Source organism: Roseospira navarrensis (assembly GCF_009601025.1).
Taxonomy (GTDB): Bacteria; Pseudomonadota; Alphaproteobacteria; order Rhodospirillales; family Rhodospirillaceae; genus Rhodospira; species Rhodospira navarrensis.
This window is the reverse complement of record NZ_WIVE01000023.1, coordinates 1-15806: the sequence shown is the minus strand read 5'-3', so window position 1 is coordinate 15806 and position 15806 is coordinate 1. Positions and strand designations below refer to the sequence as shown.

General features: G+C 70.2%; 14 protein-coding genes, 1 tRNA gene and 1 pseudogene. 8 read left to right on the top strand and 8 right to left on the bottom strand.

All coding sequences use genetic code 11. The features are described 5' to 3' along the window. The first annotated feature begins 89 nt into the window (after positions 1 to 89). The gene (gene amrS / locus GHC57_RS08920) at positions 90 to 1196 is read left to right on the top strand and encodes an AmmeMemoRadiSam system radical SAM enzyme (protein WP_153343323.1); all 1107 of its coding nucleotides are present in this window, start codon (positions 90 to 92) and stop codon (positions 1194 to 1196) included. Here the strand turns inward: amrS and GHC57_RS08915 are convergent. Next, positions 1193 to 1783, bottom strand: coding sequence for a TetR/AcrR family transcriptional regulator (locus GHC57_RS08915; protein ID WP_153343321.1), 591 nt, complete (start codon positions 1781 to 1783; stop codon positions 1193 to 1195). The two genes, amrS and GHC57_RS08915, sit on opposite strands and share 4 nt — an antisense overlap. Positions 1784 to 1867: 84 nt before the next feature. Here GHC57_RS08915 and GHC57_RS08910 point away from each other — a divergent pair, with 84 nt between their 5' ends. Continuing rightward, positions 1868 to 2536, top strand: coding sequence for an NAD(P)-dependent oxidoreductase (locus tag GHC57_RS08910; RefSeq protein WP_153343319.1), 669 nt, complete (start codon positions 1868 to 1870; stop codon positions 2534 to 2536). A 44-nt stretch (positions 2537 to 2580) separates the two neighbouring features. Then, positions 2581 to 3045 (top strand): GNAT family N-acetyltransferase, encoded by a 465-nt coding sequence (locus GHC57_RS08905; protein WP_153343317.1) that lies wholly within the window; start codon positions 2581 to 2583, stop codon positions 3043 to 3045. Positions 3046 to 3106: 61 nt separating this feature from the next. Here GHC57_RS08905 and GHC57_RS08900 read toward each other — a convergent pair. The 3 genes from GHC57_RS08900 to chrA form a co-directional block, all read right to left on the bottom strand. Continuing rightward, positions 3107 to 3196, bottom strand: a tRNA-Ser gene (locus GHC57_RS08900). A 148-nt stretch (positions 3197 to 3344) separates the two neighbouring features. After that, positions 3345 to 4268: a hydrogen peroxide-inducible genes activator gene (locus tag GHC57_RS08895; protein ID WP_153343315.1), complete on the bottom strand. Its 924-nt coding sequence runs from the start codon at positions 4266 to 4268 to the stop codon at positions 3345 to 3347. 60 nt (positions 4269 to 4328) lie between these two features. Then, the gene (gene chrA / locus GHC57_RS08890; protein WP_153343313.1) at positions 4329 to 5570 is read right to left on the bottom strand and encodes a chromate efflux transporter; all 1242 of its coding nucleotides are present in this window, start codon (positions 5568 to 5570) and stop codon (positions 4329 to 4331) included. A 307-nt stretch (positions 5571 to 5877) separates the two neighbouring features. Between chrA and mdh the strand changes: the two genes are divergently transcribed. The 3 genes from mdh to sucD are packed head-to-tail and all read left to right on the top strand — an operon-like array spanning position 5878 to position 8942. After that, positions 5878 to 6834, top strand: a complete 957-nt coding sequence (mdh, locus tag GHC57_RS08885; RefSeq protein WP_153343311.1) for a malate dehydrogenase — start codon at positions 5878 to 5880, stop codon at positions 6832 to 6834. Between the two features lie 33 nt (positions 6835 to 6867). Next, a complete protein-coding gene (gene sucC, locus GHC57_RS08880) occupies positions 6868 to 8067 on the top strand; it encodes an ADP-forming succinate--CoA ligase subunit beta (RefSeq protein WP_153343309.1) in 1200 nt (399 codons plus the stop codon). Further along, positions 8067 to 8942, top strand: a complete 876-nt coding sequence (gene sucD / locus GHC57_RS08875; protein ID WP_153343307.1) for a succinate--CoA ligase subunit alpha — start codon at positions 8067 to 8069, stop codon at positions 8940 to 8942. Before sucC ends, sucD begins: the two co-directional genes overlap by 1 nt. A 131-nt stretch (positions 8943 to 9073) precedes the next feature. Here the strand turns inward: sucD and GHC57_RS08870 are convergent, their stop codons facing one another. Continuing rightward, entirely contained in the window at positions 9074 to 10525 is a 1452-nt protein-coding gene (locus GHC57_RS08870) for a cryptochrome/photolyase family protein (RefSeq protein ID WP_153343305.1), read from the bottom strand. A 206-nt stretch (positions 10526 to 10731) separates the two neighbouring features. Between GHC57_RS08870 and GHC57_RS08865 the strand changes: the two genes are divergently transcribed. Continuing rightward, positions 10732 to 12924, top strand: a complete 2193-nt coding sequence (locus GHC57_RS08865) for a malate synthase G (protein WP_153343303.1) — start codon at positions 10732 to 10734, stop codon at positions 12922 to 12924. 21 nt (positions 12925 to 12945) lie between these two features. Next, entirely contained in the window at positions 12946 to 13392 is a 447-nt protein-coding gene (locus tag GHC57_RS08860; RefSeq protein WP_153343301.1) for a GlcG/HbpS family heme-binding protein, read from the top strand. A 376-nt stretch (positions 13393 to 13768) separates the two neighbouring features. Here the strand turns inward: GHC57_RS08860 and GHC57_RS08855 are convergent, their stop codons facing one another. From GHC57_RS08855 to GHC57_RS19530, 3 genes and pseudogenes are all read right to left on the bottom strand, one after another. Continuing rightward, on the bottom strand, positions 13769 to 14248 hold the full coding sequence (locus tag GHC57_RS08855; protein WP_153343299.1) for a cupin domain-containing protein: 480 nt from the start codon (positions 14246 to 14248) through the stop codon (positions 13769 to 13771). Positions 14249 to 14263: 15 nt separating this feature from the next. After that, positions 14264 to 15400, bottom strand: coding sequence for a RuBisCO large subunit C-terminal-like domain-containing protein (locus GHC57_RS08850; RefSeq protein WP_153343297.1), 1137 nt, complete (start codon positions 15398 to 15400; stop codon positions 14264 to 14266). 215 nt (positions 15401 to 15615) lie between these two features. Continuing rightward, positions 15616 to 15806, bottom strand: a pseudogene (locus GHC57_RS19530) (IS110-like element ISEc32 family transposase); the annotation flags it as partial.

Genomic DNA, 15806 nt, shown 5'->3' with positions numbered 1-15806 from the left:
TTCGTCGCGATCGCAATCGGCCCATCTTGTCCGGACACGGACGGGACGCGCCATGTGTCGCCACTGTTGGAGCAGGGAGGCCGGGACTCATGCTATCCGAAACACGGGGCCCTTCCGGGGCCGACCGCTTTCCCATCGCCCATCCCGGCCGCCACTGGGTGGCGCTGGAGGACGGCCGCGTGGAATGCCTCATCTGCCCGCGTCACTGCCGCGTGCCGGAGGGACAGCGCGGGCTGTGCTTCGTGCGCGGCGTGCAGGACGGGGCAATGGTGCTGACGACCTACGGCCGGTCGTCCGGGTTCTGCGTCGATCCCATCGAGAAGAAGCCGCTCAACCACTTTCTGCCGGGGACCCCGGTGCTGTCCTTCGGCACCGCCGGGTGCAACCTGACCTGCAAGTTCTGTCAGAACTGGGAGATCAGCAAGGCGCGGGCATGGGAGCGCCTGAACGCCAACGCGCCGCCGGCCCGCATCGTGGCGGCGGCCGAGGATCTGGGCTGCCGGTCGGTGGCGTTCACCTACAACGATCCGGTCATCTTCCTGGAATACGCCGCCGATACGGCCCGGCTCTGCCGCGAGCGGGACCTGAAGGCCGTGGCGGTCACCGCCGGGTACATCACGCCCGAGGCCCGCGCCGACTTCTTCCGTCATATGGACGCCGCCAACGTGGACTTGAAGGCCTTCACCGAGGGCTTCTATCACCAGCTCTCCACCGCCCATCTGGCGCCGGTCCTGGACACCCTGCGCTATCTGGTGCACGAGACGGACGTCTGGGTGGAGATCACGACCCTGCTGATTCCCACGAAGAACGACAGCGACACCGAACTGAAGGCCCTGAGCGACTGGATCGCCGAAACCCTCGGGCCGGACGTGCCGCTGCACTTCTCGGCGTTCCACCCCGACCACAAGATGCGCGACCTGCCCCCGACCCCGCCGGCCACGCTGCGCCGGGCGCGCGAGATTGCCCGGGCGGCCGGACTGCATCACGTCTACACCGGCAACGTGCACGACGCGGACGGCGGCAGCACCTATTGCGCCGGTTGCGGCACGCGGGTGATCGAGCGGGACTGGTACGAGCTGGGGGCATGGCGCCTGGACGACACGGGGCATTGCCTGTCGTGCGGCACCCGTCTGGCCGGCGTGTTCGAGGGGCCGCCCGGCACGTGGGGCCGACGCCGCCAGCCCGTCCGGCTTTAACCGTCCGGCGCCACGAGCGCGGCCCGGGCGAGACGGGTCATGGCGTGCCGATAGTCCGCCTGCGACCAGCCGCACGGGCCCGTCAGATGCGCCCAGTTGGGCACCGAAAGCAGGGTCCACAGCAGGTCGGTGGCCGCCTCGGGTGACAGCCCGGGGGCCAGATCGCCGTCCCGGGCGAGCGCATCCACTGCCGCCGCGCAGCCCTCGCGCACCGCCGCCATGCGATCGGCCCAGGCCCGCCGGGCCTCGGCGTCCGCCTCCTGCATCGCCATCAGGGCGCGGGCCACGCCCTGGATCTCGGGGATGTAGGCCCCCCACGCCTCGACGAAGGCATCCAGCCGGGCGCGGCCGGTCTCAGCCGTTCGGCTGGGGACCAGACGGGCATCGATATCCTTGACCGCGTCGATATGCCGGGTCGTGGCGATCAGCAGATCCGCCCGATTGGGAAAGTGCATGTACAGCGCCTGACGGCTGATCCCGGCGGCGCGGGCGATGTCGGCCATTCGGGCGGGGCCGTCGCGGGATTCCAGCAGGCCCCAGGCGGCGTCGAGAATCCGAGTGCGGGTGTCGGTCTTTTCGCTTGACATGATGTAAAGATCACCGCTATGGACACAGTGTCAAGTTTACACCGTGTCAAGCGGCCCGTCGCGGCCCCGAGAATGGAACGCATCATGACCCAGACCCACGCCCACACCCCGTCATCCGAGCCCCGCGCCGTTCTCGTGGTCGGCGCCACCGGCCGCGTCGGCCGCCAGACCGTCGCCCGCCTGCTGGACGCGGGCCACCGCGTCACGGCCTTCGCCCGCCAGCCGGAGACCCTGGACCAGCAGCATCCGCGCCTGTCCCGCATCGCCGGCGACGCCCGCGACCCGGCGGCCGTCGGCGCCGCCATGCCCGGCCACGACGCGGTTGTGGTCACGCTGGGCGCGGGGGCGTCCCGCACCAGCGACGTGCGCTCGCGCGGGACCGCCGCCGTCATCGCGGCCATGACGGCCCACGGTGTGCCCCGACTCGTCTGCCAGTCCACGCTCGGGGCGCATGAGAGCCGGGGCAACCTGAACTTCCTGTGGAAGCGGATCCTGTTCGGGCTGCTGCTGCGTCCGGTGCTGCTGGAGCATCAGCGGCAGGAAGATCTGGTGCGCGCCAGCGGCCTGGACTGGACCATCGTGCGGCCCAGCGCCTTCACGGACGGACCGGCGATCGGCGGGTTCCGCGAGAATTTCGCGCCGGATGAACGCCGCCTGACCCTGAAGATCGCGGTGGCGGACATCGCGGCGTTTCTGGTGCGCCAGGTGTCGGACCCGCGCTATCGTCACCGTGCCGTTGGCATCTCGCATTGACCGGCCCGGCTCCCCCCCACCAGGACCAACAGGACCCCCGCCCGATGACCGACGAGACCCTCACCATCCGGCGGGCCGAGTCCCGCGACCTTGACGCCATCATCCGGCTGCTGGCCGATGATGCGCTGGGGCAGGCGCGCGAAACGGTGGCTCCGCCCCTGCCCGAGGCGTATCGCGCGGCCTTCGCGGCCATCGACCGGGACCCCCATCAGCATCTGGTCGTGGCCGAGCGGGACGGGGTGGTGGTCGGGACGCTCCAGATCACCCTGATCCCGGGCCTGTCGCACCGGGGGACGTGGCGCGGCCAGATCGAGGCCGTGCGCATCGCCCGCGACCTGCGGGGCGCGGGCCTGGGGCGGCGGCTGATGGACTGGGCCGTCGCGCACTGCCGGGACCAGGGGTGCCGGCTGGTGCAACTGACCTCCGACGCCACCCGGACCGACGCCCATCGGTTCTACGAGTCCCTGGGGTTCCGGCCCACCCATGTCGGCTTCAAGCAGCCGATGTGATCCGAACGGGCGCGAAAACGGAAAAAGGCAGGTCCTGGTGGGGACCTGCCTTTTCCTGAAGTGGCGGAGGGCCAGGGAGTCGAACCCTGTCACCCGGTTTCCCAGGTGTACGGATTAGCAATCCGCTGCATTACCGTCCTGCCCGCCCTCCGTGGGCGCGCCCGCCGGGGCGTGACGGAGCGGTTGGCGCCGCTCCATGTGACGGGCGTTTTACACGGCTCCCCCGCCGGGCGTCAACGCCAGCCGCGCGGGGATGTTTCGCCGCGACCCCCGCGATCTGGAGTCCGGGCGTGCGCCTGTCAACCCGGGGCGACCCCAAGGCGCTCATGGCCGGCCTGCAACGCCCGCGCCAGCAGGCGGAAATCGGACTCCCGCGCCGCCCCCGGCCGCCACGCCAGAACCAGCGTGCGCGCCGTTCCCGTGGCGTCCAGCTCTCGGATCACCACGCCGCCTTCCGGCAGAACCTCGCGGGCCACGGCCATGCGCGGCAACAGGGTGAGCCCCAGGCCCGCCGCCACCATCTGGGTGAGCATGACCAGGCTCGTGGCCTGGAACGCCTCGTTGGAGCGCGAGCGCGACAGGTGGCACGCCGCCAGCGCGTGGTCGCGCAGACAGTGGCCGTCCTCCAGCATGAGCAGCGGCTGATCCGTCAGGTCCGATTCGTGCACCCGGTCCTGTTCGGCGAGCGGATGGTCGGCGGGCAGGGCCAGGACCACGTCCTCCTCGCCGAACGGGGTGGAGATCATGCCGCGCAGGTCAAAGGGCGTGGCGACCACGATGGCATCCAGCCGTCCGGTGGCCAGCGCCTCCAGCAGCGCGTCGGTCAGATCCTCCCGCAGGTAGAGCCGCAGGTCGGGATAGTCCCGCCGCAAGCCGGGCAGCACGCCGGGCATCAGGTAGGGGCCGATGGTCGGTATCACCCCCAGCCGCAACAGGCCGCTCAGGGGCGCGGCGCGGGCGGCGGCCGCGTCCACCAGGGCTTCGGTGTCGGCCAGCACGCGGGTGGCCCGGGCGACGATCTCTTCCCCCACCGGCGTCATGACCACGCGGCGGCGGGTCTGGCGCTCGATCAGGGTGACGCCGAGCAGGGACTCCAACTCGCGAATCCCGGCGGAAAGGGTGGACTGGGTGACGTGGCAGCGCTCCGCCGCCTGACCGAAGTGCAGCGTTTCGGCGACGGTCACGAGGTAGAGCAACTGACGGGGCGTGGGCAGCGCGCGCATGGACAGGGCCGGTCTCGGGGCGGAGGAGGATACCTTGCCCCACTCTAGCACGCCGCGCCGTCAGAACAGCAGGCCGGCGAGCCCGGCGCCGGCCAGCACCACCAGCCAGGGCGGCAGCCTCCAGATCTGCAGCGCCAGGAAGGCCGCCAGCCCCAGGGCGACGTGTTCGGGCGCGGCGACGGCTCCCGTCAGCACCGGATCGTAGAACGCGGCCAGCAGCAGCCCGACGACCGCTGCGTTGATCCCGGTCAGGGCGGCGCGGGCGGTGGGGGACTGCCGCAGCGCGCCCCAGAAGGGCAGGGCGCCGAACAGCAGCAGGGCGGCGGGCACGAAGATCGCCACCGTGGCCAGCAGGGCGAGCCCCAGGCTCGCCGGCACGGTCCCGCCGGCGGCCGCGCCCAGGTAGGACGACAGTGTGAACAGCGGCCCCGGCACCGCCTGCGCGAGGCCGTAGCCAGCAAGGAAGCTCTCCCGGTCCACGAGGCCGGTCGGCACCACTTCGGCCTGCAGCAGCGGCAGCACCACATGCCCGCCGCCGAACACCAGCGATCCCGCGCGCACCATGCCGTCGGCGAGCCGCACCGCGTCCGCCTGGGTGGCCAGGGCCAGCACGGGCAGCAGCAGCAGCAGCGCGGCCAGCGTGCCCAGGCAGAGCAGCCCCGTGCGTCGGCTGATCCCGATATGCAGGGGATCGGCGGACTCGGTCGGCGTGCCACGGAACAGCACCCAGCCCGCCAGGGCCCCGACGGCGATCGGCAGCACCTGACCGAGCACCAGCGGCAGCCCGGCCAGCGGCCAGACCACCACCAGCGCCGCCGAGGCCAGGGCCAGGGTGGCGCGCGGCCGGTCCGGCGCGAGGGACTTCGCCATGCCCCAGACGGCCTGAGCGACCACGGCGGCGGCCACGATCTTCAGCCCGCGCAGCCAGCCGGTCTCGCCGCCGGGGTCCAGGGCCGCCACACCCAGCGCCGCCAGCGCCAGCGCCAGCGCCGACGGCAGCGTGAACCCGGCCCACGCGGCCAGCGCACCCGGCAGGCCCGCCCGGTGCAGGCCCAGGCCCAGCCCCACCTGACTGCTCGCCGGCCCCGGCAGGAACTGGCATAGCGCGACAAGATCGGCATAGGCCGCATCGGTCAGCCATTTCCGGCGCTCCACCAGTTCGGCCCGGAAATAGCCGAGGTGCGCCACCGGCCCGCCGAAGCTGGTCAGACCGAGGCGCAGGAAGACCAGAAAGACGGTCCAGGCCGAGGCATCGGGCGCGGCGGTGGCGGCGGGCGGTCGGCTCTCAGCGGGCTCGGCCATGGCGGGCGCGCTCCTGGTCGGGGTGGTGTCGGCCGCTCAGCAAACCGGGACGGGGCGGGTCCGACAAGTGAAGTCCGAATGAAAGGCTCGACATTTCGCGCCCGCGAAATATTATGGCGCGCACCTGACCGCATCGGTCACGAAATGGACCGACTCCGCCGGGGTCTGCCCTTGCTCGTGTGCCGGAAACGCGGTACCAAAAACCAACTGCCTCACTCAAGCGCTATGCGCGAAGGGCCCCGCAAAACAAAACCTCAAAGGGATTGCGCGGGGCCCGATTTTCGATCCAACGGATGAGAGGACGGTCATGGCTCGCAAGAAGATCGCTCTGGTTGGCGCCGGCAACATTGGCGGCACCCTGGCGCATCTCGTCGCCCTGAAGGAACTGGGCGATGTGGTGCTGTTCGACATTGCCGAAGGCGTGCCCCAGGGCAAGGCGCTGGACATCGCCCAGTCCAACCCCGTCGAGGGTGTGGACGCCACCATGGCCGGCGGCAACGACTACAGCGTGATCGCCGGCGCCGATGTCGTGATCGTGACCGCCGGCGTGCCGCGCAAGCCCGGCATGTCCCGCGACGATCTGATCGGCACCAACGCCAAGGTCATGGCCGCCGTCGGCGAGGGCATCAAGACGCACTGCCCGGACGCCTTCGTCATCTGCATCACCAACCCGCTGGACGCCATGGTCTGGGTGCTGCGCGAGCTGTCGGGCCTGCCCCACACCAAGGTCGTCGGCATGGCCGGCGTGCTGGACAGCGCGCGCTTCCGCACCTTCCTGGCGGAAGAGTTCGACGTCTCCGTGCAGGACGTCTCGGCCTTCGTGCTGGGCGGCCACGGCGACACCATGGTGCCGCTGACCCGCTACTCCACGGTGGCCGGCATCCCGCTGCCGGATCTGGTCAAGATGGGCTGGACCACCCAGGAGAAGCTGGACGAGATCGTCACCCGCACCCGCAACGGCGGCGCCGAGATCGTCGGCCTGCTGAAGACCGGCTCGGCGTTCTATGCCCCGGCGGCCTCGGCGATCGCCATGGCCGAGGCCTACCTGAAGGACCAGAAGCGCGTGCTGCCCTGCGCGGCCTGGTGCGACGGCGTGTTCGGCCTGGACGGTCTGTACGTGGGCGTGCCCGTAGTGATCGGCGCGAACGGCGTGGAAAAGGTCGTCGAGATCGAGATGAACGCCGACGAGCAGGCGATGTTCGACACGTCCGTCGAGGCCGTGCGCGGGCTCGTCGCCGCGTCGCGCGAACTGATGCCGAAGTAATCGGCTTTTTGGTCAGGAACGGGGAATCCACCCATGAACATTCATGAGTATCAGGCCAAGCAGGTGCTGGCGAAATTCGGCGTGCCGGTGCTGAAGGGCGGCGTGGCCTACACGCCTGAAGAGGCCGAGCAGGTCGCGCGCAACCTCGAAGGGCCGGTCTTTGTGGTCAAGAGCCAGATCCACGCCGGCGGCCGCGGCAAGGGCAAGTTCAAGGAGTCCGAGGCCGGCGAGGCGGGCGGCGTGCGCGTCGTCAAGTCGGTGGACGCGGTGCGCGAGAACGCCTCGCAGATGCTGGGCAACACGCTGGTCACGCACCAGTCCGGCCCCGAGGGCAAGCAGGTCAAGCGCGTCTATATCGAGGCCGGCTGCGACATCAAGCGCGAGCTGTACCTGTCCATGCTGGTGGACCGCGCGACCAGCCGCGTGACCATCATGGCCTCGACCGAAGGCGGAGTGGAGATCGAAGAGGTCGCCGCCAAGACCCCCGAGAAGATCATCCTGCAGGACATCGACCCGGCCACCGGCATCATGCCGTTCCACTGCCGCAAGGTGGCGTTCGGGCTGGGCCTTGAGGGCGCTCAGGTGAAGAGCGCGACCAAGATGCTGATGGCGCTGTACAAGGCGTTCCAGGAGACCGACGCCTCCATGCTGGAGATCAACCCGCTGGTGGTCACCGGCGACGGCGAGGTGATCCCGCTCGACGCCAAGATGAACTTCGATTCCAACGCGCTGTACCGGCGGCCCGACATCTCCGAGATGCGCGACGAGGACGAGGAAGACCCGGCCGAGCTGGAGGCGCAGAAGCACGACCTCAACTACATCAAGCTGGACGGCGCCATCGGGTGCATGGTCAACGGCGCGGGCCTGGCCATGGCGACCATGGACATCATCAAGCTGTACGGCGCCGAGCCGGCCAACTTCCTCGACGTGGGCGGCGGCGCCACCAAGGAGCGCGTGACCACCGCGTTCAAGATCATCCTGTCCGACCCGAACGTGGAAGGCATCCTCATCAACATCTTCGGCGGCATCATGCGCTGTGACGTCATCGCCGAAGGTGTGATCGCGGCCGCCAAGGAGGTCAGCCTCAACGTGCCCCTGGTGGTGCGCCTGGAGGGCACCAACGTGGAACTGGGCAAGAAAATCATGGCGGACTCGGGGCTTCCGATCATCGCCGCCGACAACCTTGCAGACGCCGCCGACAAGGTGGTCAAGGCCGTGAAGGAGGCGCAGTAATGGCGGTTCTCGTCAACAAGGACACCAAGGTCATCTGCCAGGGCTTCACCGGCAGCCAGGGGACCTTCCACTCGGAACAGGCCGTCGCCTACGGGACCAAGATGGTCGGCGGCGTGACCCCGGGCAAGGGCGGCACCAAGCACCTGGACCTGCCGGTGTTCGACACCGTCGCCGAGGCCAAGGACAAGACGGACTGCAACGCCTCGGTGATCTACGTGCCGCCGCCGTTCGCCGCCGATGCCATCCTGGAGGCCGTGGATGCCGAGCTTGACCTGGTGGTCTGCATCACCGAGGGCATTCCCGTCCTGGACATGGTCAAGGTCAAGCGCGCCCTGGTGAACTCGAAGACCCGCCTGGTCGGGCCCAACTGCCCCGGCGTCATCACCCCGGACGAGTGCAAGATCGGCATCATGCCGGGCCACATCCACAAGCGCGGCAAGATCGGCGTGGTCTCGCGCTCCGGCACGCTGACCTACGAGGCGGTGGCGCAGACCACGGCCACCGGCCTGGGCCAGACCACCTGCATCGGCATCGGCGGTGACCCGGTCAACGGCACCAACTTCATCGACTGCCTGGACATGTTCCTGGGCGACGACGAGACCGAGGGCATGATCATGATCGGCGAGATTGGCGGCTCGGCCGAGGAAGAGGCCGCCGAGTTCATCGCCAAGTCCAAGGTCAAGAAGCCGATGGTGGGCTTCATCGCGGGCCGCACCGCGCCTCCGGGCAAGCGCATGGGCCATGCCGGCGCCATCATCAGCGGCGGCAAGGGTACGGCGGACGCCAAGATGGAGGCCATGCGCTCGGCCGGCATCCTGGTTGCCGACAGCCCGGCCGCCCTGGGCGAGACCATGCTGAAGGCGATGAAGGGCTGACTTTTGTTTATCGGCCATGAAACGGACTCGTCCGTTTCATGGCCTCCGCCGCTTCCGATACGTCATGACGTGTCGGAAGCGGTAAGGTGCGAGGCGGGTCGCTGTCAGGATACGCGAACGGGGGTCGGGCGTCATGCCCGGCCCCCGTCGTCGTTCCGGGCCGATCCGCCTTGTCCCTTGATGGTCTCCAGCGCCGCCAGCGCGCGCGTGCGGGCCGCCTTGTGGTCCACGATGGGCGCGGGATAGGTCTCGCCCAGGCGCACGCCGGCCGCGCGCAGGACCGCGCCGGAGGCCTCCCACGGCTTGTGCAGCACGCGGTCCGGCAGGCCGGCCAGTTCCGGCACCCAGCGCCGGACGTAGCGGCCGTCGGCGTCGAACTTCTCCCCCTGAAGCACCGGATTGAACACCCGGAAATAGGGCGCGGCATCGGCCCCGCAGCCGGCGACCCACTGCCATGAGCACGGATTGTTGGCCGGGCAGGCATCCACCAGCGTGTCCCAGAACCAGCGCTCGCCGGCGCGCCAGTCGACCAGCAGATCCTTGACCAGGAACGAGCCCACGATCATGCGCGCCCGGTTGTGCATCCAGCCGGTGTGCCAGAGCTGGCGCAGGGCGGCATCCACGACGGGATAGCCGGTGCGGCCCTGTTCCCAGGCGCGCAGGCCCTCCGGATCGTCCCGCCAGGGGAACTGCGCGAACGCGCCCTGCAACGGCACCTCGTGCATGGCCGGGTGCTGGTGAAGCAGGTGGTGGCAGAACTCGCGCCAGCCCACCTCGCGCAGAAAGGACTCCGCGCCGGGATCGTGCGGCCGGTCGCGCACGGCATGCCAGATGGTGCGCGGCCCCACCTCGCCGAAGCGCAGGTAGGGCGACAGACCGGAGGTGGCGTCCCGACCCAGCGCGTTGCGGCCCTCGGCGTAGCCAGAAGCCGGGCCGTCCAGGAAGCCCTCCAGCACGGCGCGGCCCGCCTCTTCGCCCGGCACCCAGGTGGCGCGCAGGCCGCCGGCCCAGTCCGGCCGCGTGGGCAGCAGGCCCCAGTCGCCGAGCGCATCGCTCTCCGGCCAGGCGTCGTGGGCCGGGAGGTGGTCGGGCGCGGGCTGAGGGCGCGGCGGCGGGTCCAGCGTCTGAAGGTGCTTCCAGAACGGCGTGAACACCCGGAACGGCTGGCCCTGACGGTTGACGACGGTTTCCGGCTCGTACAACAGCGCGCCGCCGAACCGGCGCGGGGTCAGGCCCTGAGCCTTCAGCGCATCGGCCAGGGCGGTTTCGTCCGTGCCCGCCATGCGCGTCCAGAGCACCGTGTCGGCCCCGGTCTCCCGGGCCACGTCCGCCAGCACCGCCGTGACCGGCCCCCGCCGCAGGACGAGACGGGACCCCAGGGCCTCCAGGTCGCGGGCCAGCGCACCCAGCGAACCGTGCAGCCACCACCGGGCCGCCCCGCCCAGGGGGCGGGCGTCGGGCGCCTCGCCGTCCAGGATGTACACCGGCACCACCGGGCGCCCGGTGGCGACGGCGGCGGACAGGGCAGGGTGATCGGATAGCCGCAGATCACGGCGGAACCAGAGCAGCACGGGCGCGGGCATGAGAGGGTCCATCACTTCGGGGAGCAAACCAGGACAATACGGCGCGCAGCAGCACCTGGATCGTGAAGGCCATACTCGCCCCCAAAAACGCAAGCGGTTTCCACCATGCGAAAACGCCCGTTCGCAGCGCATGGGCGGTCCCATATGTCGGGCCAGCCGCGACCGCGCGGCGCGAACACCCAAACAACCCGTAAAGGAGGTGGCCCATGTCGGCCTATGTGAACAGGGGGGACCTGCGCGTCGCGAAGGTGCTGGACCGCTTCGTGACGGAGGAGGTGCTGCCCGGGCTCGGCCTGGACGCGGACCACCTGTGGACATCGCTGGCCCGCATCCTGGAGGACCTGACGCCGCGCAACCGCGCCCTGCTGGAGGAGCGCGCGCGCCTGCAAACGCGCATCGACGACTGGCACCGGGACCGGGCCGGCCGGCCGCACGACGCGACGGCGTACAGGGCGTTCCTGAAGGAGATCGGATACCTGAAGCCGGATCCGAAGCCGGAGGACGCCCGGGTGACCACAGAGCACGTGGACCCGGAAATCGCCCATGTGGCCGGGCCTCAGCTCGTGGTGCCGGTGATGAACGCGCGCTTCGCCCTGAACGCCGCCAACGCCCGCTGGGGCAGCCTGTACGACGCGCTCTACGGCACCGACGCGCTGCCCGAGGCACCGGCGGCCTCGGGCGGCGGGTACGATCCCGTGCGCGGCGCGGCGGTGATCGCCGAAGCCCGCCGCCGCCTGGACGCGGCGGTGCCGCTGGCCCGGGGCTCCCATGCCGACGCCACCGCCTATGCCGTCCGGGACGGCGCGCTGGCCGTGACCCTGGCGGACGGCGCCACGACCGGGTGTGCGGACCCGGATGCCCTGGTCGGCTACACCGGCGATGCGGCCGCGCCCGGCAGTGTCCTCCTGCGCCGGCACGGCCTGCACATCGAGATCGTGCTGGACCGCAGCCACCCCATCGGGTCCACCGATGCCGCCGGCGTGGCCGACGTGATCCTGGAATCCGCCGTCACCACCATTCAGGACTGCGAGGACAGCATCGCCGCCGTGGACGCCGAGGACAAGGTGGCCGCCTACCGCAACTGGCTGGGGCTGATGACGGGCACGCTCTCGGCCTCGTTCCAAAAGGGGGGGCAGACCCTGGAGCGCCGCCTGAACCCGGACCGGGTGTTCACCCGCGCCGACGGGTCGGGCGAGATCACGCTGCCCGGCCGCGCGCTCATGCTGGTGCGCAACGTGGGCCACCTGATGACCAGCGACGCGGTGCTGTTGCCGGATGGGTCGGAGGCGCCGGAAGGCATCCTGGATGCCCTGTTCACCAGCCTGATCGCGCTGCACGACCTGAAGCGCACGGGCACGGTGTGCAACAGCCGCATGGGCTCGGTCTACATCGTCAAGCCGAAGATGCATGGCCCGGACGAGGTCGCCTTCGCCGACACCCTGTTCGCCCGCGTCGAGGAGGCGCTGGGCCTGGAGCGCAACACCCTGAAGATGGGCATCATGGACGAGGAGCGGCGGACCACCGTGAACCTGCCGGCCTGCATCGCGGCGGCGCGGGCGCGCGTGGTGTTCATCAACACCGGCTTCCTGGACCGCACCGGCGATGAAATCCATACGTCGATGGAGGCGGGCCCCATGATCCGCAAGGCGGACATGAAGGCGACGGCCTGGATCCAGGCCTACGAGGACCGCAACGTGGATGTGGGCCTTGCCCTGGGCCTGCCCGGCCGCGCCCAGATTGGCAAGGGCATGTGGGCCATGCCGGACCGCATGGGCGACATGCTGGCGGCCAAGATCGGCCACCCCATGGCGGGCGCGAACACCGCCTGGGTGCCGTCGCCCACCGCCGCCACGCTGCACGCGCTGCATTATCACGCCGTGGATGTGATGGCGCGTCAGGCCGAGGTGTCCACGCGGCCGCGCGCCCCCTTGGACGACATCCTGACGATCCCCCTGGCGGGTGGCGTGAACTGGTCGGAGGCGGAAATCCGCCAGGAGCTGGAGAACAACTGCCAGGGCATCCTGGGCTATGTGGTGCGCTGGATCGACCAGGGCATCGGCTGTTCCAAGGTGCCGGACATCAACGACATCGGCCTGATGGAGGACCGCGCGACCCTGCGCATCTCCAGCCAGCACATCGCCAACTGGCTGCACCACGGGGTGTGTTCGCACGATCAGGTCATGGAGGTCATGCGCCGCATGGCCGCCGTGGTGGACCGCCAGAACGCGGGCGATCCGGACTACCGCCCGATGGCCGAGGACTTCGACGGCAGCGTGGCGTTCCAGGCCGCCTGCGATCTGGTATTCGAGGGCACCCGCCAGCCCAGCGGCTATACCGAACCCGTCCTGCACCGCCGCCGCCGCGAGGCCAAGGCCCGCTATGCCGCCTCGACCGTCTGAGCAACCAAGAGGATGATCTCCATGTTTGAACACGCCCTGTCCCTGTCGGTGGCCGACGCCATCGCCGATGCCACCCTGGAGAAGGGCCGCGCCGAGGGCTTCCAGCCGCTGACCGTCGCGGTGCTGGACGATGGCGGCCGCCTGAAGGTGCTGAAGCGCGCCGACGGCTCCAGCGTGCTGCGGCCGGAGATCGCCATGGGCAAGGCCTTCGGCGCTCTCTCCCTGGGCATGGGCGGCCGCGAACTGGCGCGCCGCTCGCAGAAGATGCCCGGGTTCATGAACGCGCTGTCCGATCTGGCCGGCGGTCTGGCCGTGCCCGTGCCGGGCGGCGTGCTGGTGAAATCGGCCGAGGGCCGCATCCTGGGCGCGGTCGGCGTCACCGGCGACCTGTCGGACAACGACGAGATCTGCGCCGTCCACGCCATCCAGGCGGCGGGACTGGTGGCCGACACGGGCGATCCCGCGTAGGGCACGACCCCGTAGGGCGGGTTCGCGCTGAAGGCGCAACCCGCCGGAGGCGGGGCCGTGGCTGGCGGATTGCCCCGCGTGGCGAAACGACTCCACCCTACGCGAGCCCCTTTCAGCACCATAAGCCTGCTCTCCTCCCCCCGCCGGGGGGAGGTTGGGAGGGGGGGCGCGGTGATATGCGCACGCGTGGCGGCTTCCGCGTCAACCCCACCCCGACCCTCCCCTATCCAGGGGAGGGAGTCTGATCCGCGCCGACCACCGGGACATACAGCATCTCGGGCACGGGCGTGCTGCCGTGGCGGTGTCTCTCTGCCTCCCGAGATCCCTCGCCGCCGTTGGCGGCTCGGGATGACAAGAACAATGGGTCGCCTCCGCCCTACGCGCTCCGCCCGTCCAGGAACGCCGCGACCCGGGGCAGGGCGCGCAGGCCGTCCATGTCGGCGTCGGTGGGCAACTGGGGGCGGTCGCGCTCGGCGTTGACCATGCACAGGAAGCCCATGGGCGCGTCGCCCTCGGTGCGGAACTGGTGCCAGGTCATGGGCGGGATGGAGACCAGATCCATGGCCTCGACGCGCCGAACCTCCTCGCCCACGAGGCACAGGGCGGCGCCGGTCAGGATCATGACGCCGTGGGCGTGCTCGTGCCGCTCCAGGGTCGTATGCCCGCCGGGGGCGACCTCGAAATAGCGTAACTCGCCGGCCAGCCAGGGTTCGGAGAACAGGATCTGCCGGGAGACGGCCTTGAAGGGGGCTTCGCCCTCCTCCTTGTAGGCCATGAGGTCCACCGCCTCCCACCGCTGGGGCGCGGTCTGGCGGCGCACGTGTGGCGTCGGCGCGCGGGGCGTGTCGTCTCGCATGGGTCGGACCCTTCCCTATTCGGCGACGGCGGCAGCGGAGGCGGCCGGGGCCTGGGTGCTGAGCGCCGCCACATGGTCCTGGAACGCGCGGGTCTCCTCGACCAGCGTGTCCTTGGCCAGCAGCAGGCCGCCGCCGATCAACAGCATGACATCGCGCCCGTAGCACGCGATCATCTCCGGCACCCGGTCCAGGGTCATGCCGCCGGCCGGCACCGGCATGGCCGGCTTCAGGCCGTCCCACGGGCGGGTGGCGCGCTGCCCAAGCTCCATGCACAGCTCGCGCGTGAAGGCGAAGCGACCGCCATGGTTGGTGTAGACCAGCGCGTCCCCGCCCAGCAGGCGGAACAGCGTGCCGTGCAGGAAGCGGGGATCGATGCGGGATGCGCCCGTCATGGTCGGGTGCGTGAAGAACGCCATGTCCGGGTTCTCGCGCACCAGCGTCTGCATGGCCGGGAACCCGCAGATCATCGGCTGAATCATCAGGCAGTCCAGGCCCTCGTCGCGGGCGATGCGGGCCTGATCGCGCAACTGGTCGAGGCCGCCGGTCAGGCTGGGGATGTAGCGGGTGTAGCCGCCGGTCTCCTCGCGCGCCTTGCGCACGGCGGCGGCGACGGCGGGCATCCGCTCGGCATAGGGCGCATAGCGCTGGTTGGCGAGGCCGTGATCGTCCTTGATGAAGTCCAGACCGCCCAGCGCGAAGCGATAGGCCAGATCGGCCAGCCCCGGCACCGGCAGGCCCTGCGGCTTCAGCGCCGAGCAGGTCAGGGCGCGGTCGGGCGCGTTGACGCGGGCGCGCAGCCCGGCGATGCCGTGGCGGGGGCCGCCGAACGTCTCCAGGATCTCCGGCGGAAACGCGGCATCCGCCAGCACGGTGTCCGGCTGGATCGAGGTGTTGCCGTAGATCATGTTGATGAGCTGGCCGGCGTCGTCACCGACGGTCTCGGCCGCGAGACCGATGGTGACCCGGTACAGGCCGGGCGACATCTCCTCGATGTCCTGCACCTGGCCCACGATCTCGTCCATTACGCGCGGGTCGGTGATGGCGGGCAGCGGCATTTCCACCGACTGCTCGACGGCGATGCCCTGGGCGCGGGACTCGATGGTGTCGGCGTCGGCGGTGACGTGATAGGTGCAGACGATGCGGCGGGTCATGCCGGGGCTCCGGTCTTTGCTCAGCGGGAACGAGGGTGCGGCCCTTCATATACAGCCGGCGCCCGCCCGCGCAAGGACGCCGGCGCCCGAAGCAGGGCAACGGGTTCAGGTTACCATGACGGCCTGTTCCGCGCCGCCTGAGCAGGCCTCTCGAGATCCCTCGTCTCGCTTCGCTCACTCGGGATGACACACTAAAATTATAGGATGTCATCAACTCAGTTTGTGGCGGGTTCGGGCTGAGGCCGGAGGACCGCGTTTGCGATGGTGACGAGCTTTCTGGCAACGGCGAGGAGTGCGCCTTTTGGTGTCTTTTTGTTTCCGATAAGCCGTTCGTAGAAGGCCTTGAGGTCGGGGTTGTATCGCACGGCGGAGAGCGCGGCCATGAAGAGCTTGGATCGCAAGGCGC

Excerpts from the sequence above, each read along its gene's own strand:
- GHC57_RS08915 (WP_153343321.1), bottom strand. The coding sequence starts at position 1,783 with ATGTCAAGCGAAAAGACCGACACCCGCACTCGGATTCTCGACGCCGCC.
- sucC (WP_153343309.1), top strand. The coding sequence starts at position 6,868 with ATGAACATTCATGAGTATCAGGCCAAGCAGGTGCTGGCGAAATTCGGC.
- GHC57_RS08895 (WP_153343315.1), bottom strand. The coding sequence starts at position 4,268 with ATGCGCGCGCTGCCCACGCCCCGTCAGTTGCTCTACCTCGTGACCGTC.
- GHC57_RS08910 (WP_153343319.1), top strand. The coding sequence starts at position 1,868 with ATGACCCAGACCCACGCCCACACCCCGTCATCCGAGCCCCGCGCCGTT.
- sucD (WP_153343307.1), top strand. The coding sequence starts at position 8,067 with ATGGCGGTTCTCGTCAACAAGGACACCAAGGTCATCTGCCAGGGCTTC.
- GHC57_RS08850 (WP_153343297.1), bottom strand. The coding sequence starts at position 15,400 with ATGACCCGCCGCATCGTCTGCACCTATCACGTCACCGCCGACGCCGAC.
- GHC57_RS08865 (WP_153343303.1), top strand. The coding sequence starts at position 10,732 with ATGTCGGCCTATGTGAACAGGGGGGACCTGCGCGTCGCGAAGGTGCTG.
- GHC57_RS08870 (WP_153343305.1), bottom strand. The coding sequence starts at position 10,525 with ATGCCCGCGCCCGTGCTGCTCTGGTTCCGCCGTGATCTGCGGCTATCC.
- GHC57_RS08860 (WP_153343301.1), top strand. The coding sequence starts at position 12,946 with ATGTTTGAACACGCCCTGTCCCTGTCGGTGGCCGACGCCATCGCCGAT.
- GHC57_RS08855 (WP_153343299.1), bottom strand. The coding sequence starts at position 14,248 with ATGCGAGACGACACGCCCCGCGCGCCGACGCCACACGTGCGCCGCCAG.
- GHC57_RS08905 (WP_153343317.1), top strand. The coding sequence starts at position 2,581 with ATGACCGACGAGACCCTCACCATCCGGCGGGCCGAGTCCCGCGACCTT.
- chrA (WP_153343313.1), bottom strand. The coding sequence starts at position 5,570 with ATGGCCGAGCCCGCTGAGAGCCGACCGCCCGCCGCCACCGCCGCGCCC.
- amrS (WP_153343323.1), top strand. The coding sequence starts at position 90 with ATGCTATCCGAAACACGGGGCCCTTCCGGGGCCGACCGCTTTCCCATC.
- mdh (WP_153343311.1), top strand. The coding sequence starts at position 5,878 with ATGGCTCGCAAGAAGATCGCTCTGGTTGGCGCCGGCAACATTGGCGGC.